The sequence below is a fragment of the Micromonospora yangpuensis genome, from assembly GCF_900091615.1.
In the GTDB taxonomy this organism is placed as follows: Bacteria; Actinomycetota; Actinomycetes; order Mycobacteriales; family Micromonosporaceae; genus Micromonospora; species Micromonospora yangpuensis.
Genome location: NZ_FMIA01000002.1, coordinates 4,432,173 through 4,449,026 on the forward strand (window position 1 = coordinate 4,432,173; position 16,854 = coordinate 4,449,026).

The following is a 16,854-nucleotide window of genomic DNA, read 5'->3' on the forward strand; positions in this document are numbered from 1 at the left end:
GACCTCATCCGGCCCCGCCCCGCTCCCTCTCCCCCTGCCGGGCGGCGTCCTCGGCACCGACAGCCAGCTGCCGCGGCGGCGTCGGGCCCGGGGTGAGCCGCGCGCGGGTCGCCCAGGCGACCATGAACACCGCCGGCCACGCCGCCCCGAGCAGGACCGCCGTCGCCGTGCCGCTGGCCGTACTGACCCCCAGGTACAGGCGGGCCAGCCCGATGCCGACCACGCCGGCCACCGCCGCGGTCCAGACCGCCACCGCCACCGGCCACCGGGTGCCCCGGGCCAGCAACCAGGCCAACGTGCACAGGCTCGCGGTCGTCACCGCGCCCTGGGTCGGAAACCACAGCTCCGCCCCGTCCGCACCGATGGTGTCGGTGGCCACCGCCAGGACCAGCAGCGGCACGAACGCCCCGACGGTGCCCAGGAGCCCGAGCAGATCCGCCCGCCACGTCCGGTGCCGCCAGGCCAGCACCGCGGCCACCAACGCCACCACCACGATCAGGTACGACCCCCGCAGCACCGACACCACCAGCATCGTCACGTCGACCGCCCCCGGGGTCCGCCGCTGGGCGAACCAGGCGGCGATCGCACCGTCGACCAGCGCCAGCCCGCTGTTGCGGACCACCACCCCGAGCAGCCAGGTCACGGCGAACCCGGCGGCCACGACCAGCGCCAGCCCGGCGGTCAGGTTCAACAGGAACGTCCAGACCGGCCCGACCCGCATGGCGACCAGGAAGAACAACACCCCGTACCGGTCCCGCAGCCAACGCACCGGGGGCAGCGCCACGGCCCGGGACAACAGGGCCCGCGCCGGATCGGGATTGCGCCCCAGCCACCGGCCGGTCAACACCACCGCCACCAGGCAGACCACCAACAGCAGCAACGCACCGGTGGCCTGCCCCAGCAGCCGGGACACCGTCTCGTAGGACTCCCCGGCCAGATACCCCACCAGCACCGACCCGCCCACCCAGGTCAGCACGCCACCGACGTTCCAGGGCAGGAACCGCCGGTACGGCATGCCGGAGGCGCCCGCCAGGCGGGGCACCAGGGTACGGGCGAAGGCCAGCCACCGGGCCCCGAAGATGCCGCGCCCACCCAGCCGGCCCAGCATCGCGTCCGCCCGGTCCCACCGGGCCGCCCCGACCCGGGTGCCCAGCCCGCTGGCCCGCAGCCTCGGTCCGTACCGGCGACCGGAGCGGAAGGCCAGCGTGTCACCGGTCACCGCTGCGACAATCATCACCAACAGCGCCGGCCCCAGCCGCAGCGTGCCGGCGTAGGTGAGGAAACCGACAAGCAGCAGCGTCGCCTCGGCCGGCACCAACAAACCGAAGATCACCGCGGTCTCCCCGGCCACCAACACCGCGGCGATCACGTAGATCGCCAGGGACGGCAGTCCCTGCAGGGAATTCAGCAGATCGTGCACGACGGCTTCCGCATCACGCGGCCAGCATGCCAGCCGCCGTACCGATGACGGCAGGAGTTACGACAGAGATCCGGGGGAACCGGGGGTGACCCCGATTCGGCCCCGGAACCGAGCAGGCGGGAGGATGGACCCATGCAGCTTCGCACCGACCTCCGCAACGTCGCCATCATCGCTCACGTCGACCACGGCAAGACCACCCTGGTCGACGCCATGTTGCGGCAGGCCGGCGCCTACGGCGCCCGCGGCGAGACGACCGAGCGGGTGATGGACTCGATGGACCTGGAACGGGAGAAGGGCATCACCATCCTGGCCAAGAACACCGGCGTGCGGTACCTGCCGGCGGACGGCTCGGAGCCGGTCACCATCAACATCATCGACACTCCCGGGCACGCCGACTTCGGTGGCGAGGTGGAGCGGGGCCTGACCATGGTCGACGGGGTGGTGCTGCTGGTCGACGCCAGCGAGGGACCGCTGCCGCAGACCCGGTTCGTGCTGCGCAAGGCACTGCGGGCCCGGCTGCCGATCATCCTGGTGATCAACAAGGTGGACCGTCCCGACGCCCGGATCAAGGAGGTCGTGGACGACACCTACGAGCTCTTCCTCGACCTGGACGCCGACGAGACCCAGATCGACTTCCCGATCGTCTACGCCTGCGCCCGCGACGGCATCGCCTCGCTGACCCAGCCGGCCGACGGGGCCGTACCGGACGACAGCAACTCCCTGGAGCCGTTCTTCCGGACCCTGCTCGACACCATCCCGCCCCCCGCCTACGACCAGGACGCCCCGCTGCAGGCGCACGTCACCAACCTCGACGCCTCCCCCTTCCTGGGTCGGCTCGCGCTGTGCCGGGTCCGGCAGGGCACCATCGCCAAGGGCCAGTCCGTCGCCTGGTGCCGCACCGACGGCAGCACCCAGCGGGTCCGCATCTCCGAACTGCTGATGACCGAGGGGCTGGAGCGCAAGCCCGCCGAGTCCGCCGGCCCCGGTGACATCATCGCCGTCGCCGGCATCCCGGAGATCATGATCGGCGAGACCCTCGCCGACGCCGAGGACCCCCGGCCGCTGCCCCTGATCACCGTCGACGAGCCGGCCATCTCGATGACCATCGGCACCAACACCTCGCCCCTGGTGGGCCGGGTCAAGGGCGCCAAGGTCACCGCCCGGATGGTCAAGGACCGGCTCGACAAGGAGCTGATCGGCAACGTCTCGCTGCGGGTTCTGCCCACCGAGCGCCCCGACGCGTGGGAGGTGCAGGGCCGGGGCGAGCTGGCCCTGGCGATCCTGGTCGAGCAGATGCGCCGGGAGTCCTACGAGCTGACCGTCGGCAAGCCGCAGGTGGTCACCCGGGAGATCGACGGCAAGGTCTGCGAGCCGGTCGAGCGGCTCACCATCGACTCCCCCGAGGAGTACCTCGGCGCGATCACCCAGCTGCTGGCCACCCGCAAGGGCCGGATGGAGCAGCTGGTCAACCATGGCACCGGCTGGATCCGGATGGAGTGGCTGGTCCCGGCGCGTGGCCTGATCGGTTTCCGCACCGAGTTCCTCACCGACACCCGGGGCACCGGCATCCTGCACCACGTCTTCGAGTCCTACGAGCCCTGGTTCGGTGAGCTGCGCACCCGGCAGAACGGCTCCCTGGTGGCCGACCGGGCCGGCGCGGTGACCTCGTTCGCGATGATCAACCTGCAGGAGCGCGGCCAGCTCTTCGTCGAGCCCACCACCGAGGTCTACGAGGGCATGATCGTCGGAGAGAACTCCCGTTCCGACGACATGGACGTCAACATCACCAAGGAGAAGAAGCTCACCAACATGCGGGCCTCGACCTCCGACGAGACCGAGAAGCTGATCCCGCCACGCAAACTCTCCCTGGAGCAGGCCCTGGAGTTCTGCCGGGAGGACGAGTGCGTCGAGGTGACCCCGGCCGCGGTGCGGATCCGCAAGGTCGTGCTCGACCAGACCACGCGGGGGCGGGCCGCCGCCCGCCGCAAGCACGCCGGCTGAGGTACCCGTCGAACGGGCCCCGCCACCACACCGGGGGTGGGGCCCGGCCAGGTCAGGAGTGGGCGTGGTGAACTTCGCCGAGGTCGACCGGGAACTCGACGGACTCGGCGGGAGCGTGTCGGCGTACCTGGGTCGACTCGACGCCCCACCCACCTGGACGCGGCGGGCCGACGCCACCCACTACGCGGCGAGCACGATGAAGGTCGCCGTGCTCGCCGCGCTGCACCGGGCCGCCGAGTCCGGCCGGCTCGACCTGGACGCCCCCGTCGAGGTGGTCAACGACTTCGCCTCCGCCCGTCCGGACGCGCCCCGGTTCTCCTGCGCCCCGCACTTCGACAACGACCAGGCCGTCTGGGCCCGCCTCGGCACCGGGGCGACGCTGCGCTGGCTCGCCGAACGCATGATCGTCCGCTCCAGCAACCTGGCCACCAACATCCTGCTCGACCACGTCGGGCTGCCGGCGGTCGCCCGGGTCTGGGCGGCAGCCGGTGCCCGGCACAGCGTCACCGGCCGGGGCATCGAGGACTTCGCCGCCCGGGACGCCGGCATCGCCAACCTGGTCACCGTCGCCGATCTCGCCGCCCTGCTCGCGGCGATCGCCACCGGTGCCACCCGCCGGGGACCGCTGGCCTCCCCCGCCCACTGTGCGGCCATGCGCGACGTGCTCCTGGCCCAGCAGCACCGCGACGACCTCGCCGCCGGGCTACCCGAAGGTACCCCGATCGCACACAAGAGCGGCTGGGTACGCGGCGTCCGGCACGGCGCCGGGGTGGTCTACCCCGACGACGCCCCGCCGTACGTGCTGGTCGTCTGCACCACCACCGAGGGCCGCGACGTGGACGCCTGCCGGCTGCTCGCGGACCTCTCGGCCCGGTCGTGGCAGGCCCGGCAGCAACTGACCCCCGCCCACTGACCCCAGACGGCGACCGGTCAGTACGGGCTCTTGGCCAGCGCGCGGCGACGGTCCACGGAGGACTTGACCAGGCTGGCCACGGTGGCCACGGCGAGGGTGCTCAGGATCACCACCAGGGACAGCCAGATCGGCATGTGTGGGGCCCAGCCGACGTGCTCGCCACCGTTGATGAACGGCACCCGGTTGTCGGCCAGCGCCTCCAGCACCAGTTTGACGCCGATGAACCCGAGCACCACGGCCAGCCCGTAGGTCAGGTAGACCAGCCGGTCGAGCAGACCGCCGAGGAGAAAATAGAGCTGCCGCAGCCCCATCAACGCGAAGACGTTGGCGGTGAAGACCAGATACGGCTCCTGGGTGATACCGAAGATCGCCGGGATCGAGTCGAGAGCGAAGATCAGGTCGGTGGTGCCGATGGCGATCATCACGATCAGCATCGGGGTGAACAACCGGCGGCCGTGCTCCCGCTTGGTAAGCCTGGCGTCGTGGTAGTCGCCGGAGATGGGCAGCACCCGACGGCTCCAACGGATCAGGACGTTCTCCTTGAACTCGTCCTCCTCCTGCTCGCCCTGCCGGGCCAGGTTGACCGCGGTGTAGATCAGGAACGCTCCGAACAGGTAGAAGACCCAGGAGAACTGGGTGATCAGGGCCGCACCGGCGGCGATGAAGCCACCGCGCATCACCAGCGCCAGCACGATGCCGATCAGCAGCACCTTCTGCTGGTACTGCCGGGGCACCGCGAACCGGGCCATGATGATCACGAAGACGAAGAGGTTGTCGACCGAGAGGCTGTACTCGGTGAGCCAGCCGGTGAAGAACTCGCCGGCCGGGCGCGCTCCGGCGACGAACCAGAGCCCCGCGCCGAAGATCAGGGCCAGTCCGACGTAGAGGCTGACCCAGATGCTCGACTCGCGAATGCTCGGCTCGTGCGGGCGACGACCGATGATCAGCAGGTCGACCGCCAGGACGACGGCCAGCACGAGCAGCGTCGCCGCCCACACCCATACGGAAACGGTCACGTTCATCCTCCGGCAGACCCGCAACGTCGGGCACACCGTACTGCCCCGGCGGGGCTGGCATACCGGCGACGCTGACTCTGGTGGGTGGCGGAGGTCTCTTCCGTCACCGACGCGGGTGCGAGCCGGTGACCGACGACGCCGGGTCGGCCACCGGGACCGGCGACCGGCCGTGCTGACGACCTCGTCGTAGGGGAATACTCCCCTCCTCGCGGGCCATTGTTCACCATCGTTGGCTTCCGTCGCATCCCGGTGGCGTCGAATGCCGAACAGATCACGTGGTGCCGGTGCCGTACGGCACCACGCCTAGAGCATCCTAGGAGACTGGGCCGAGGCGACTGCCGGGGTGGCCCGGCGGCTGTCGTCGTCAGGGTGGACCGGGCCGCTGCGGATCGTCAGGCCGGGGCGGTGACTGCGGTCGTCAGGCCGGTGGGAGCAACGGATCGGCCAGCGACCAACCGGCGGCCAGCACCGCGTCGCAGGCCGCCACGGCCCGCGCCAACCGTTGCCGGTGGCTGCCGGTCAGCTCCACCACCGGTACGCCACTGGTCGCCAGCTCGGCCCGGAACCGCCCGGTCATCCAGACGCGCAGGTGTTCCCCGTCGCGCAGCCCGTCGTCGGTGAAGGGCACCTGCCGGTGATCGGTCAGCAGGTACAGCGCCGGACGCCGGGCCGCCGCCCGCACCTCTGCCGATGTCGAGCCGAGGTACCGCTCCTCCCACAGGGCGGTCGCCCGGGTGTCGGTGTCGCAGATCAACAGCGGGCCGGACGAGCGGGCGGCGGCGTCCTCGGCAGCCTGCTGTTCCCGGACCACCTCGGCGAAGTCGTCCCGGTCCCACGTCACGTCGGCGACCGTCGCCTCCGGTCGGTCCCGGCGCAGCCGGTCGAGCTTGCGGGCGGTCAACTCCCGGCCGTACTCGGGCACCCAGCCGGTGCCGTAGTGCTCGGCGAGGGCCCTGGCCATGGTGGTGGTGCCGGTCGACTCCGCGCCGAGAACCACCACCCGCCGCACGAACCACGCCCGCACCGGCGGACTCAGCCAACGCCAGTGCCCGACCGGGTCGGCCCGCACCGACGTACCGGAGACCGGCACGGCCCGGCGGTCCACGTCCACGCAGACCGGCACCGCGTCGAACCGGCGCGCCAGCTCCTCGCCGTACGGCTCGGAGGAGAAGACCGCGTCGACCGGGTCCGGCCCGACCGCCTCGCGGAACACCGCGCAGTGCGCGTCCCAGGCGACCGGATCGGTGTAGTCGACCGGATGGTCGTCGTACCGGCCGACCACCCGGACCCGCCCGGTGCTGGCGTGCACCTCGCGCAGCCACGCCACCCGCAGGTCCAGCGGGATCGACTCGCGCCGGGACGGGGCCACCACCACGGTCACCCGGGCACACCGGGCCGCCGCCGCCTCGATCAACGCGTGGTGCCCGGCGTGCGGCGGATAGAACTTGCCCACCACCATCGCGTGCCGGAACTCCAGGTCGGCCACCGCAGGCTGCCGGGCGATCGGCCCGCCGTCGGTACGCACGCCGTCGGTGCTCACGCCGTCGGTGCTCACGCCGTCGGTACGCACGCCGTCGGTGCTCACGCCGCCGCCGGAGCGGGGCCGGGCTGCACCGGGGTGGCCGGTGCCGCGGCCCGCAGGTCGGCCCGCCAGGCCCGCAGGCCCAGCACACAGAGGGCCAGGAAGATCAGGTAGAGCCCGGCGGTGAGCCAGAGCCCCTTGTACGCGTACAACGGGATGTAGATCAGGTCCGCAGCGATCCACACCCACCAACTCTCCACCAGCTTGCGGGTCTGTCCGTAGGTGGCCAGCAGGGACAGGGCGGTGGTCAGCGCGTCGGCCAGCGGCACGGTCGAGTCGGTGGCCCGTTCCAGCAGGGTCCAGAGCCCGCCGGTGAGCAGCGCGCCGGCCACCGCCAGCAGCAGCCACTCCCGCCGGCCGGTACGGCTGACCGTGAGCCGGCTGCGCTGCTCGCCGCCGAACAGCCAGTGCCACCAGCCGTACAGCCCCAGCCCGACGTAGACGATCTGCAGGCCGGCGTCGGCGTACAGACCGGCGGTCCAGAAGAGCACCATCAGCAGCAGCACGTTGGCGATGCCGACCGGCCAGTTCGCGATCCGTTGCCGGGCCACCAGCCAGACGTTGAGCACGCCGGTGACGAACCCGAGCACCTCGGCCCGGGTGGTGCCGACCCCGGCCACCTCGAACACCGGGACCGTCAGCCAGTCGATCATCAAACTCTCCCCATTCGCGCGAGCCCACCCTAGACGAGCTGCCCCTGGGGCGGCGATAGCCGTTTCGGCCCGTCGAGCACCGCCGCCTCGGCCCCTCCTGCGGGTGGGCGGACCCCGGCGGGCACGGTGGTCGGGTCCACGTGGGAGGCTTTCGACATGGTGCTTGAGGTCGCGCTCATCGACGTACTGCCCGGACACGAGGACGACTTCGCCGCCGCGTACGCCGAAGGTCATCCGGTTCTCGCCGGGGCCCCGGGCTGCCGGTCGGTGCGGATGACCCGGGGGATCGAGTCCCCCACCCGGTTCGTGCTGCTGGTGGAGTGGGACTCGGTCGAGGCGCACGAGGAGAACTTCCGCGCCACCGAGCGGTTCCAGCGGTGGCGCTCGCTGATCGGCCCGCACTTCGCCGGCCCGCCGGTGGTCGAGCACTTCGTCGACGTACCCGCCTGAAACTTCGACGGACCGGCCGGAACTGTCGTACCCCGGGGTACCGTCCGCCGGCGGTCGCCAGTCCCGGCGGGCTACGGGGGCGTCGGGCCCGGCGACCGCGCCCGGATGACATCGGCCGGCGTCGTGCCGACGCAGGCAATCGACTGGACTCGCCACGGCGAGAGGCGATTGACTGTCGACCATGACGGAGCGGGTCGTGCTGGTGACCGGGGTGAGCAGACGGATCGGCATCGGCGCGGCCGTCGCCCGGATGTTCGCCGCCGACGGGTGGCGGTTGCTGCTGACCGGATTGCCGGCGTACGACGACGCCCAGCCCTACGGCGGGGATCCCGATGGGGTGCCCGCGCTCCTGAGTGAGCTGGGTGACCGGGCCGGGTTCGTCCCCGCCGACCTGCTCGACGCGGCCGCCCCCGGCGAGTTGGTCACCGAGGCGGTCCGCCGGCACGGCCGCCTCGACGCGGTGGTGGCCGTGCACGCCTACTCCACCCGCACCGAGCTCGGGTCGCTGGACGCCACGGAGATCGACCGGCACCTGCTGGTCAACGTACGGGCCACGCTACTGCTCGCCGAGGCGTTCGGCGCGGCGTTCAGCGGCGACTCCGGTGGCCGGTTGGTGCTCTTCTCCAGCGGGCAGCGGCTCGGTCCGATGCCCGCCGAGCTGGCCTACGCCGCCAGCAAGGCCGCGGTGGAGAATCTGACCACCCAACTCTCCGTGCTGCTGACGCCCCGCGGGATCACCGTCAACTGCGTGAATCCGGGGCCGACCGACACCGGTTACGCCACGCCGGACGCGCACGCCGCCGTGGCGGAGCTCTTCCCCGGCAGGCGCTGGGGCACCCCGCAGGACGCGGCCCGACTGGTCCGTTTCCTCTGCTCGCCGGAGGCGAGCTGGATCACCGGCCAGGTGATCGACTCGGAGGGCGGTTTCCACCGGTACCGGTGACGGCCGTCGGGCTCACTCCGGGTCGGCCGGACGGTGGCCGTTGGACGGGTCGACCAGCTGCTCGCGCAGCCACGCCAGCGTCTCCCCCGCGTCCAGCGCGAGCGCGGCCAGCCACTCGGCCGTCCGCTGGTACCGCTCGACGTCGGCCTCCGTGCCCAGCCGCACGTCGGTGGTCAACGTCTCCAGCATCACGGTGCGCGGGTCGGCGGGGTCGGGAAACGAGTAGCAGGAGAACGGGGCGAGTGGATGCAGCCCGGCCCGTAGTGCGGCTCCCCGGGGCAGCACCCGTACCGTCACGTTCGGCCGGCCGGCGAGGCCGAGGAGGTGTCGCAGCTGCTCCTGCCACACCTCCTCGGGCACACCGAGCGGGTCGCAGGCGGCCTCGTCGAGCAGCGCTGTGTAGTCCGGCGGGTGGGGTCGGCCCAGCACCTCCTGGCGAGCGAGCCGGGCCCGCACGTCGGCCTCCACGTCGATGTCCGGGCTGACCAGCCGGCCCGCCTCGACCCGGAGGCGGGCGTACGCGGCGCTCTGCAGCAGACCGGGCAGCACCGCCGGCTGGTACTCCACGATGGCCGCCGCGCCGGCCTCCAGCTCGGCGTAGGTGCGCTGGCGCTCACTCATCTCGCTCAGCGACTTCCACCAGCCGCGGCCGGTCGCCGCGTCCCGGGCGATGACGATGAGCGCCTCCCGTTGGGCCGTCGGCACCTGGTAGACGTCGAGCAGGTCCAGCACGTCGGCGAGGTCCGGCCGGCTCTGCCCCAACTCGATGCGGGACAGCTTCGACGTCGACGCCCACCCCAGTCGGTCGCAGACCTGTTCCAGGGTGAGCGTCGCGTGTCGGCGCAGTTGACGCAGCTCGGCGCCCAGGCGCGCACGGCGGATGACAGGACTCGTTGGCAACGGCATGCGGCCTCCCCAGGTGGCAGACTACGCAGGTCCGTCACTCAGGGCAATACTTCCCTTGCTGTTAGCTACCGCCCTTAATGGGACGGTTACGTCGTTTCACCGGGAGCCCTCGGCCGCTCCCACGATCCGCCCCGACCCACCGGCGCTGCCGTCCGGGGGAACGCCCCGGCATCACGTCACCCCGGCGGCGTCCATGCCGCGCAGCTCCTTCTTGAGGTCGGCGACCTCGTCACGGATCCGGGCGGCCAACTCGAACTGCAGCTCCCGGGCGGCGGCGAGCATCTGGTCGTTGAGCTCCTGGATGAGCTGGGCGAGGTCGGCCCGGGCCATTCCCTCTCTCGACGGGGTGGTGTCCGTCCGGCTGCGGCTGCGGGTCTGGCCCACCGGCGCCTTGCCCCGGGACAACTGCCGGGCCGCGCCACCGACCCGGGTGTTCTCGGTGTCCTCGGCCTCGCGGTAGATGTCGTCCAGGATGTCGTGGATCTTCTTCCGCAACGGCTCCGGGCTGATCCCGTGCGCCTCGTTGTGCGCGATCTGCTTGGCCCGCCGCCGGTTGGTCTCCTCGATCGCGCCCGCCATCGACGGGGTCACCTTGTCGGCGTACATGTGGACCTGACCGGAGACGTTACGGGCGGCCCGACCGATGGTCTGGATCAGCGACCGGCCGCTGCGCAGGAAACCCTCCTTGTCGGCGTCGAGGATCGCCACCAGCGAGACCTCTGGCAGGTCGAGCCCCTCCCGCAGCAGGTTGATGCCGACCAGCACGTCGTAGTCGCCCTTGCGCAACTCGCGCAGCAGCTCCACCCGGCGCAGCGTGTCGACCTCGGAGTGCAGGTAGCGCACCCGGATGCCGTTCTCCAGCAGGTAGTCCGACAGGTCCTCGGCCATCTTCTTGGTCAGGGTGGTGACCAGCACCCGCTCGTCGCGCTCGGTGCGCAGCTTGATCTCGTGCATCAGGTCGTCGATCTGCCCCTTGGTCGGCTTGACGACGACCTCCGGGTCGACCAGGCCGGTCGGGCGGATCACCTGCTCGACGTACTCCCCCTGGGCCTGCTCCAGCTCCCAGGAGCCGGGGGTCGCCGACAGGAAGACCATCTGCCCGACCCGCTCCAGGAACTCGTCGAAGCGCAGCGGCCGGTTGTCGGCGGCGCTGGGCAGCCGGAAGCCGTGGTCGATCAGCATCCGCTTACGCGACGCGTCGCCCTCGAACATGCCGCCGATCTGGGGAATCGTCACGTGCGACTCGTCGACCACGGTCAGGAAGTCGTCCGGGAAGTAGTCGAGCAGACAGTGCGGCGGGCTGCCGGGCAACCGACCGTCCATGTGCATGGAGTAGTTCTCGATGCCGGAGCAGAAGCCGACCTGGCGCATCATCTCGATGTCGTAGGTGGTGCGCATCCGCAGCCGCTGGGCCTCCAGCAGCTTGCCCTGCCGGTCCAGCTCGGCCAACCGCTCGGCCAGCTCGGCCTCGATGTCGCCGATGGCCCGCTCCATCCGCTCCGGCCCGGCCGCGTAGTGGGTGGCCGGGAAGATCATCAGCCCGTCGACCTCACGGACCACGTCCCCGGTGAGCGGATTGAGGTAGTAGAGCTTCTCCACCTCGTCGCCGAAGAGCTCGATCCGGACCGCCATCTCCTCGTACGCCGGAATGATCTCCAGCGTGTCGCCCCGGACCCGGAAGGTGCCCCGGTTGAAGGCCACGTCGTTGCGGGTGTAACGGTTGTCGACCAGCCGACGGAGCAACTCGTCGCGGTCCAACTCCTGCCCGACGGCGATCCGGACGGCCTGGTCGAGATACTCCTCCGGGGTGCCCAGGCCGTAGATCGCCGAGACGGTGGCGACCACGATCACGTCCCGACGGGTGAGCAGCGACATGGTGGCCGAGTGCCGCAGCCGCTCCACCTCCTCGTTGATCGAGGAGTCCTTCTCGATGTAGGTGTCGGTCTGCGGAATGTAGGCCTCGGGCTGGTAGTAGTCGTAGTAGGAGACGAAGTACTCCACCGCGTTGTGCGGGAGCAACTCGCTGAACTCCTTGGCCAGCTGCGCGCAGAGCGTCTTGTTGGGGGCGAGCACCAGCGTCGGGCGCTGCAACCGCTCGACCAGCCACGCGGTGGTGGCGCTCTTGCCGGTGCCGGTCGCGCCGAGCAGCACCGTGTTGCGGTCACCGCGGCGGACCCGCCGCTCCAGATCGTCGATCGCCGCCGGTTGGTCACCGGCCGGCTGGAACTCGCTGACGACCTGGAAACGGCCGTCGAGCCGAGGAATGTCGAGCGCCATGACCCCACCGTACGCCGGGGGTCCGACACCCTCGGCCGGCTACCGAGAGTTGGTGATCGGCTTCTATATTCGCATTGTGTGGCGCATTTCACCGCGCTAGGGTATGAGCCGTAGGCCGCTCGCGGCGGCCGACCGGGCCGGCGGCCAGGCTTCATCGGCCGGCTGCCCCCGGCACAGAGGGTCGCAGCACCCGGTTCATCCCGGCGTGCGCACCGGACGTGGTCGCGCCTGGCGCGCAGACCGGCCGCCGCGGGCGCCCCTGCTCGTCACCCACCGGTCACCCCGACAGTTCAACCCTGCGTGACCAACTCAGCCCGATCCGGGCGCGTCAGCCCCCCGGCGTCCGCCGGCAACGGCACGGCGGTCAGCAGCCCCGCCGGCAACGGCACGGCGGTCCGTGGCCCGGCCGGCAACGGCACAACGGTCAGCAGCCCCGCCGCCGGCGGCGACCACGACCACGATGGCCCGGACGACGACGCCGGCACCCCGGCGGAGCTCGTCCGCCTGCGGCGGCGGATGCTGGTGGCCCTGACCACCACGGCTGCCGCCTCCGCCGTCGCGCTGGTCGCCGTCCTGCTGACCTGGGTGCCCGAACCGCCCGCCGCCGACCGGGCGGCCACCGCCGCCGAAGCCGAACGGCTCGCCGCGATGCGGGTCACCAACCACCGGGACGTCCGTGCCGGCCTGCGGGTCGTCATCGGCGCCGGTGGCAACCGCACCGACCTGCTCGGCTGGATCGACTGGGCCCGCCCACTTGTCTACCTCGATGTCGGCGGTCCCGGCGCCGGTGACGAACGAGGGCTGCTCCAGGCCACCCCCACCGTGGCGCTGACCCGGCCGGACCCCACCGCGGTGCCCACCCCCGCGCTGCCCCCGCTGCTGCCCCCGGCCGACCGCTGGCGGCTGCGCGAGCCGTCTGCCGAGCGTGCCCTGGACGTCGTGCTCCGCCTGGTGTTCGCCCTGGCCGCACCGCAACCCGACCCGGTCGCCACCGGCGACGAGGCCCGGTGGCTGGGCCGTGCCGACGCCGCCGGTGGACCACTGGACATCCTCCGGGCCGCGCTGCCCGGCGCCCCGGCGCTCGACGACCAGCCGCGCCTCTGGCTCGACCGGGACGCCCGCCTGCACCGCCTGACGACCCGCCTGCCCGGAGGCGTACCGCTGACCGTGGAGCTGCTGCGCGCGGACCGTCCGGTGCTGCGGCCGGTGCCCGCCCTGGGCGGCCGGCCCGGACTGCCCCGGGCGCTCACCGAGGTCGAACGACGGCGGTTCACCCGGCTGGCGACCCGGCTGCGCGCCACCGGCGGCGCCCGGCTGACCCTGACCGCGCCGGTCACCGCGTCGACCAATCTGCGCGGCGCCGGCTGGGTGAGCTGGACCGAGCGGTCGGCGTACCTGTCGGTCGCCGACCTGGCCACACCGGGTCAGCGGACGCTGCTGCGACACGACCGGACCGGGGCGGCCAGGTTGGTGACCCGGGCCGCAGCCGCCGACGGCACCGCCGAGGCGCCGGGGCGGCCGCCGCTGCCGCCACCGACGACCGGCTGGCGGTCCATCCGCACCGACCGGACCGACCCCGACCGGCTGCTCGCGGCGGCGCTGCGGGCCGGCCGGACGGACGTGTCCGAGGCGTCGGCCGTGCGGCTGCGCGAGGACCGGCTCGCGGAACGGACCGTGGACGTCATCGAGGTGCCCGACGGTGCGGCCCCGCTGCGCTACTGGATCGACCGCGACGGCCTGCTCCGCCGGTTGGAGCTGCGCACCGCCGCCAGCACCTGGAGTCAGCTCGACCTGGTGCCCGGGCCGGTGCCACGCCTGTCGGCGCTCACGGCCGCCACCCCGTCCGCTCGGCCCACCGCTCGGCCCGTCGGTGCTCCTCCTCGCACCCCGGATCCCGCGCCGTCGGGCAGCCGCCGGTAGCCGGCGCGGCGGTCGGCTCCCGGCCCGGCGCCGGATACCCGACCCGCTGGTCGGGGGCGGCACGCAGGTGGTCGCGGAGCAGCAGAGCGCAACGCCAGGTCGGCGCGTCGACCTGGCGCAGGTGCAGGCGTACCGGACGACCCGGGTCGGCGCTGCCGTGCAGCCGCTTCGCCACCCGCTCGCCGCCGGCCGACCCGGCCCGGTCCCACCACTGTCCGGGCCGGCGGGGAAAACCGGCGTCGACGAGCCGGTCGGCGAGCGGCCCGTCCGCGTCGGCAAGGGTTTCCACGGTGAGCTGGATGTCGATGACGTCCGGGGCGGCCAGACCCGGCACGGCGGTCGGACCGATGTGGTCGACGCGGGGCTCGGCCGGGGCGAGCGCGTGCCGGATCCGGGCCGCCAGCCGCGCGTACTGCTGCGGCCAGGTCGGGTCCGGCCCGGTCAATCCGGTCCGCGGTGGGCTGACCGCCCGGCGGCGGCGCAGGTTCTCCGCGTAGGGCAGCAGCCGCTCCCGCCAGAGCGCGTCCACCTGTTCGTGCAGCTCGGCCAGGCTCCCGTCGTTGGTCACCAGGACGTCCGCGACCGCGCGGCGTCGCTCGTCGTCGGCCTGCGCGGCGATCCGCCGCTCGGCCTCCGCCCGGCTCATCCCCCGGTCACGGGCCAGCCGCGCCAACCGGACGGGCACGGCCGTCTGCACCACCACCACCAGGTGGTACGTCGGCGCGAGCCCCACCTCGACCAGCAGCGGTACGTCGTTGACCACGATCGCGTCCGGCGCTGCGGCAGCGACCAGTTCGGCGGTACGGACCCGGACCCGGGGATGGGTGATCGCCTCCAACCGCCGTCGGGCCGTCTCGTCGCCGAACACCACCGCGCCCAGGGCGGCCCGGTCCAGTGCCCCGTCGGGGCCGAGCACCCGTTCGGAGAAGGTGGCCACCACCTCGGCCAGGCCGTCGGTGCCGGGGGCCACCACCTCGCGGGCCACCCGGTCGGCGTCGACGAGCACCGCGCCCAGCTCCCGCAGGCGGCTCGCCACGGCACTCTTACCCGATCCGATCCCGCCGGTCAGTCCCACGCGCAGCATCAGCCCAGTCAACCCGATCGGCACCGGTGCGCCAACGCCTTCGCCCGGTTCACCCCGCGGCGACCACCGGGACGCGGAAACGGGCAGGGCCCCGCCCCGACGGTCCGGGGGTACCGGATCGTCGCGGCGGGGCCCGTTGTCCTCAGCGAGCGCCCTCAGCGGTCACTTGCCGCCGGCGAGCTTCTCCCGCAGGGCGGCGAGCGCCTCGTCGGTGGCCAGCGTGCCGGCCGGCTCCTCGTTCTGCCGGCTCGGCGCCGACGACGAGGTCGAGGTGGTGGTGCCGGCACCGGCCGACACGACCGGAGCCGGGTTCGCAGCGGCCTCGGCGTCGGCGGCCCGGGAGGTCTGCACCTGCTTGGTGTGTGCCTCCCAGCGCTGACGGGCCTCGGCGTACTGCGTCTCCCACTCCTCGCGCTGCTTGTCGTAGCCCTCGAGCCACTCCCCGGTCTCCGGGTCGAAGCCTTCGGGGTACTTGTAGTTGCCCTGGTCGTCGTACTCGGCGGCCATGCCGTAGAGGGTCGGGTCGAAGTGCTCCTCGCCCTCGACGAAGCCCTCGTTGGCCTGCTTGAGCGAGAGCGAGATCCGGCGACGCTCCAGGTCGATGTCGATGACCTTGACCATGACCTCGGAGCCGACCTGGACGACCTGCTCCGGGATCTCCACGTGGCGCTCGGCCAGCTCGGAGATGTGGACCAGGCCCTCGATGCCGTCGTCGACCCGGACGAAGGCACCGAACGGCACCAGCTTGGTGACCTTACCCGGCACGATCTGCTGGATCGCGTGGGTCCGGGCGAACTGCCGCCACGGGTCCTCCTGGGTCGCCTTCAGCGACAGCGAGACGCGCTCGCGGTCCAGGTCGACGTCGAGCACCTCGACCTCGACCTCCTGGCCGACCTCGACCACCTCGGACGGGTGGTCGATGTGCTTCCAGGACAGCTCGGAGACGTGCACCAGGCCGTCCACGCCGCCGAGGTCGACGAACGCGCCGAAGTTGACGATCGAGGAGACGACGCCCTTGCGGACCTGCCCCTTCTGGAGCTTGTTGAGGAACTCGGTGCGCACCTCGGACTGCGTCTGCTCCAGCCAGGCCCGGCGGGACAGGACCACGTTGTTGCGGTTCTTGTCCAGCTCGATGATCTTGGCTTCGAGCTCGCGGCCGACGTAGGGCTGCAGGTCACGCACGCGCCGCATCTCGACCAGAGAGGCGGGCAGGAAGCCGCGCAGCCCGATGTCGAGGATGAGGCCACCCTTGACCACCTCGATGACCGAACCGCGGACGACCCCGTCCTCGTCCTTGATCTTCTCGATCGTGCCCCACGCCCGCTCGTACTGCGCGCGCTTCTTCGAGAGGATCAGACGCCCCTCCTTGTCCTCCTTCTGGAGGACAAGGGCCTCGATGTGGTCGCCCACCGACACGACCTCGGCCGGGTCCACGTCGTGCTTGATCGACAACTCCCGAGAGGGGATGACACCCTCGGTCTTGTAGCCGATGTCGAGCAGGACCTCGTCCCGATCGACCTTGACGACGGTGCCTTCGACAATGTCGCCGTCGTTGAAGTACTTGATGGTCTCGTCGATCGCGGCGAGGAAAGCTTCCTCGGAACCGATGTCGTCGACGGTGACCTTGTTGGCGCTCGAGGGGGCCTCGATGCTGCTCGTCATGTGGGCGGTTGCTCCGGTCGGATGGTG

13 protein-coding genes are annotated in these 16,854 nt (G+C 72.1%); 5 read left to right on the forward strand and 8 right to left on the reverse strand.

The window, feature by feature from the left end:
* Positions 1-4 precede the first annotated feature (4 nt).
* Complete coding sequence (locus GA0070617_RS19985; RefSeq protein ID WP_091440835.1) at positions 5-1,420, reverse strand: VTT domain-containing protein; 1,416 nt, start codon at positions 1,418-1,420, stop codon at positions 5-7.
* A 132-nt stretch (positions 1,421-1,552) separates the two neighbouring features.
* Here GA0070617_RS19985 and typA point away from each other — a divergent pair, with 132 nt between their 5' ends.
* The gene (gene typA, locus GA0070617_RS19990; RefSeq protein ID WP_091440838.1) at positions 1,553-3,421 is read left to right on the forward strand and encodes a translational GTPase TypA; all 1,869 of its coding nucleotides are present in this window, start codon (positions 1,553-1,555) and stop codon (positions 3,419-3,421) included.
* 67 nt (positions 3,422-3,488) lie between these two features.
* A complete protein-coding gene (locus GA0070617_RS19995) occupies positions 3,489-4,334 on the forward strand; it encodes a serine hydrolase (protein ID WP_091446744.1) in 846 nt (281 codons plus the stop codon).
* Positions 4,335-4,351: 17 nt separating this feature from the next.
* Here GA0070617_RS19995 and GA0070617_RS20000 read toward each other — a convergent pair whose 3' ends face one another.
* The 3 genes from GA0070617_RS20000 to pnuC form a co-directional block, all read right to left on the reverse strand.
* Positions 4,352-5,350, reverse strand: coding sequence for a TerC family protein (locus tag GA0070617_RS20000; RefSeq protein ID WP_091446747.1), 999 nt, complete (start codon positions 5,348-5,350; stop codon positions 4,352-4,354).
* 418 nt (positions 5,351-5,768) lie between these two features.
* Complete coding sequence (locus tag GA0070617_RS20005) at positions 5,769-6,935, reverse strand: AAA family ATPase (RefSeq protein ID WP_229688202.1); 1,167 nt, start codon at positions 6,933-6,935, stop codon at positions 5,769-5,771.
* Positions 6,932-7,585 (reverse strand): nicotinamide riboside transporter PnuC, encoded by a 654-nt coding sequence (gene pnuC / locus GA0070617_RS20010; protein WP_091440842.1) that lies wholly within the window; start codon positions 7,583-7,585, stop codon positions 6,932-6,934. The genes GA0070617_RS20005 and pnuC overlap by 4 nt, the downstream gene beginning before the upstream one ends.
* A 156-nt stretch (positions 7,586-7,741) precedes the next feature.
* Here pnuC and GA0070617_RS20015 point away from each other — a divergent pair, with 156 nt between their 5' ends.
* Both GA0070617_RS20015 and GA0070617_RS20020 read left to right on the forward strand, forming a co-directional pair.
* A complete protein-coding gene (locus GA0070617_RS20015; protein ID WP_091440845.1) occupies positions 7,742-8,035 on the forward strand; it encodes an antibiotic biosynthesis monooxygenase family protein in 294 nt (97 codons plus the stop codon).
* Between the two features lie 181 nt (positions 8,036-8,216).
* The gene (locus tag GA0070617_RS20020) at positions 8,217-8,978 is read left to right on the forward strand and encodes an SDR family oxidoreductase (protein WP_091440849.1); all 762 of its coding nucleotides are present in this window, start codon (positions 8,217-8,219) and stop codon (positions 8,976-8,978) included.
* Positions 8,979-8,990: 12 nt separating this feature from the next.
* Here GA0070617_RS20020 and GA0070617_RS20025 read toward each other — a convergent pair whose 3' ends face one another.
* Positions 8,991-9,884 (reverse strand): helix-turn-helix domain-containing protein, encoded by an 894-nt coding sequence (locus GA0070617_RS20025; RefSeq protein WP_091440852.1) that lies wholly within the window; start codon positions 9,882-9,884, stop codon positions 8,991-8,993.
* A 171-nt stretch (positions 9,885-10,055) separates the two neighbouring features.
* Complete coding sequence (gene uvrB, locus GA0070617_RS20030; RefSeq protein ID WP_091440853.1) at positions 10,056-12,161, reverse strand: excinuclease ABC subunit UvrB; 2,106 nt, start codon at positions 12,159-12,161, stop codon at positions 10,056-10,058.
* 300 nt (positions 12,162-12,461) lie between these two features.
* Between uvrB and GA0070617_RS20035 the strand changes: the two genes are divergently transcribed.
* Positions 12,462-14,081: a hypothetical protein gene (locus tag GA0070617_RS20035; RefSeq protein ID WP_091440856.1), complete on the forward strand. Its 1,620-nt coding sequence runs from the start codon at positions 12,462-12,464 to the stop codon at positions 14,079-14,081.
* Here GA0070617_RS20035 and coaE read toward each other — a convergent pair.
* A complete protein-coding gene (gene coaE, locus GA0070617_RS20040) occupies positions 13,987-15,165 on the reverse strand; it encodes a dephospho-CoA kinase (protein ID WP_091440858.1) in 1,179 nt (392 codons plus the stop codon). The two genes, GA0070617_RS20035 and coaE, sit on opposite strands and share 95 nt — an antisense overlap.
* A gap of 162 nt (positions 15,166-15,327) precedes the next feature.
* Positions 15,328-16,827 (reverse strand): 30S ribosomal protein S1, encoded by a 1,500-nt coding sequence (gene rpsA, locus GA0070617_RS20045; RefSeq protein ID WP_091440861.1) that lies wholly within the window; start codon positions 16,825-16,827, stop codon positions 15,328-15,330.
* Between the last annotated feature and the right edge of the window lie 27 nt (positions 16,828-16,854).

What these genes read in the sequence shown, in the direction of transcription:
- typA (WP_091440838.1), top strand. Translation starts at nt 1,553, where the DNA reads ATGCAGCTTCGCACCGACCTCCGCAACGTCGCCATCATCGCTCACGTC.
- pnuC (WP_091440842.1), bottom strand. Translation starts at nt 7,585, where the DNA reads ATGATCGACTGGCTGACGGTCCCGGTGTTCGAGGTGGCCGGGGTCGGC.
- GA0070617_RS20015 (WP_091440845.1), top strand. Translation starts at nt 7,742, where the DNA reads ATGGTGCTTGAGGTCGCGCTCATCGACGTACTGCCCGGACACGAGGAC.
- GA0070617_RS20020 (WP_091440849.1), top strand. Translation starts at nt 8,217, where the DNA reads ATGACGGAGCGGGTCGTGCTGGTGACCGGGGTGAGCAGACGGATCGGC.
- GA0070617_RS20025 (WP_091440852.1), bottom strand. Translation starts at nt 9,884, where the DNA reads ATGCCGTTGCCAACGAGTCCTGTCATCCGCCGTGCGCGCCTGGGCGCC.
- uvrB (WP_091440853.1), bottom strand. Translation starts at nt 12,161, where the DNA reads ATGGCGCTCGACATTCCTCGGCTCGACGGCCGTTTCCAGGTCGTCAGC.
- coaE (WP_091440858.1), bottom strand. Translation starts at nt 15,165, where the DNA reads ATGCTGCGCGTGGGACTGACCGGCGGGATCGGATCGGGTAAGAGTGCC.
- rpsA (WP_091440861.1), bottom strand. Translation starts at nt 16,827, where the DNA reads ATGACGAGCAGCATCGAGGCCCCCTCGAGCGCCAACAAGGTCACCGTC.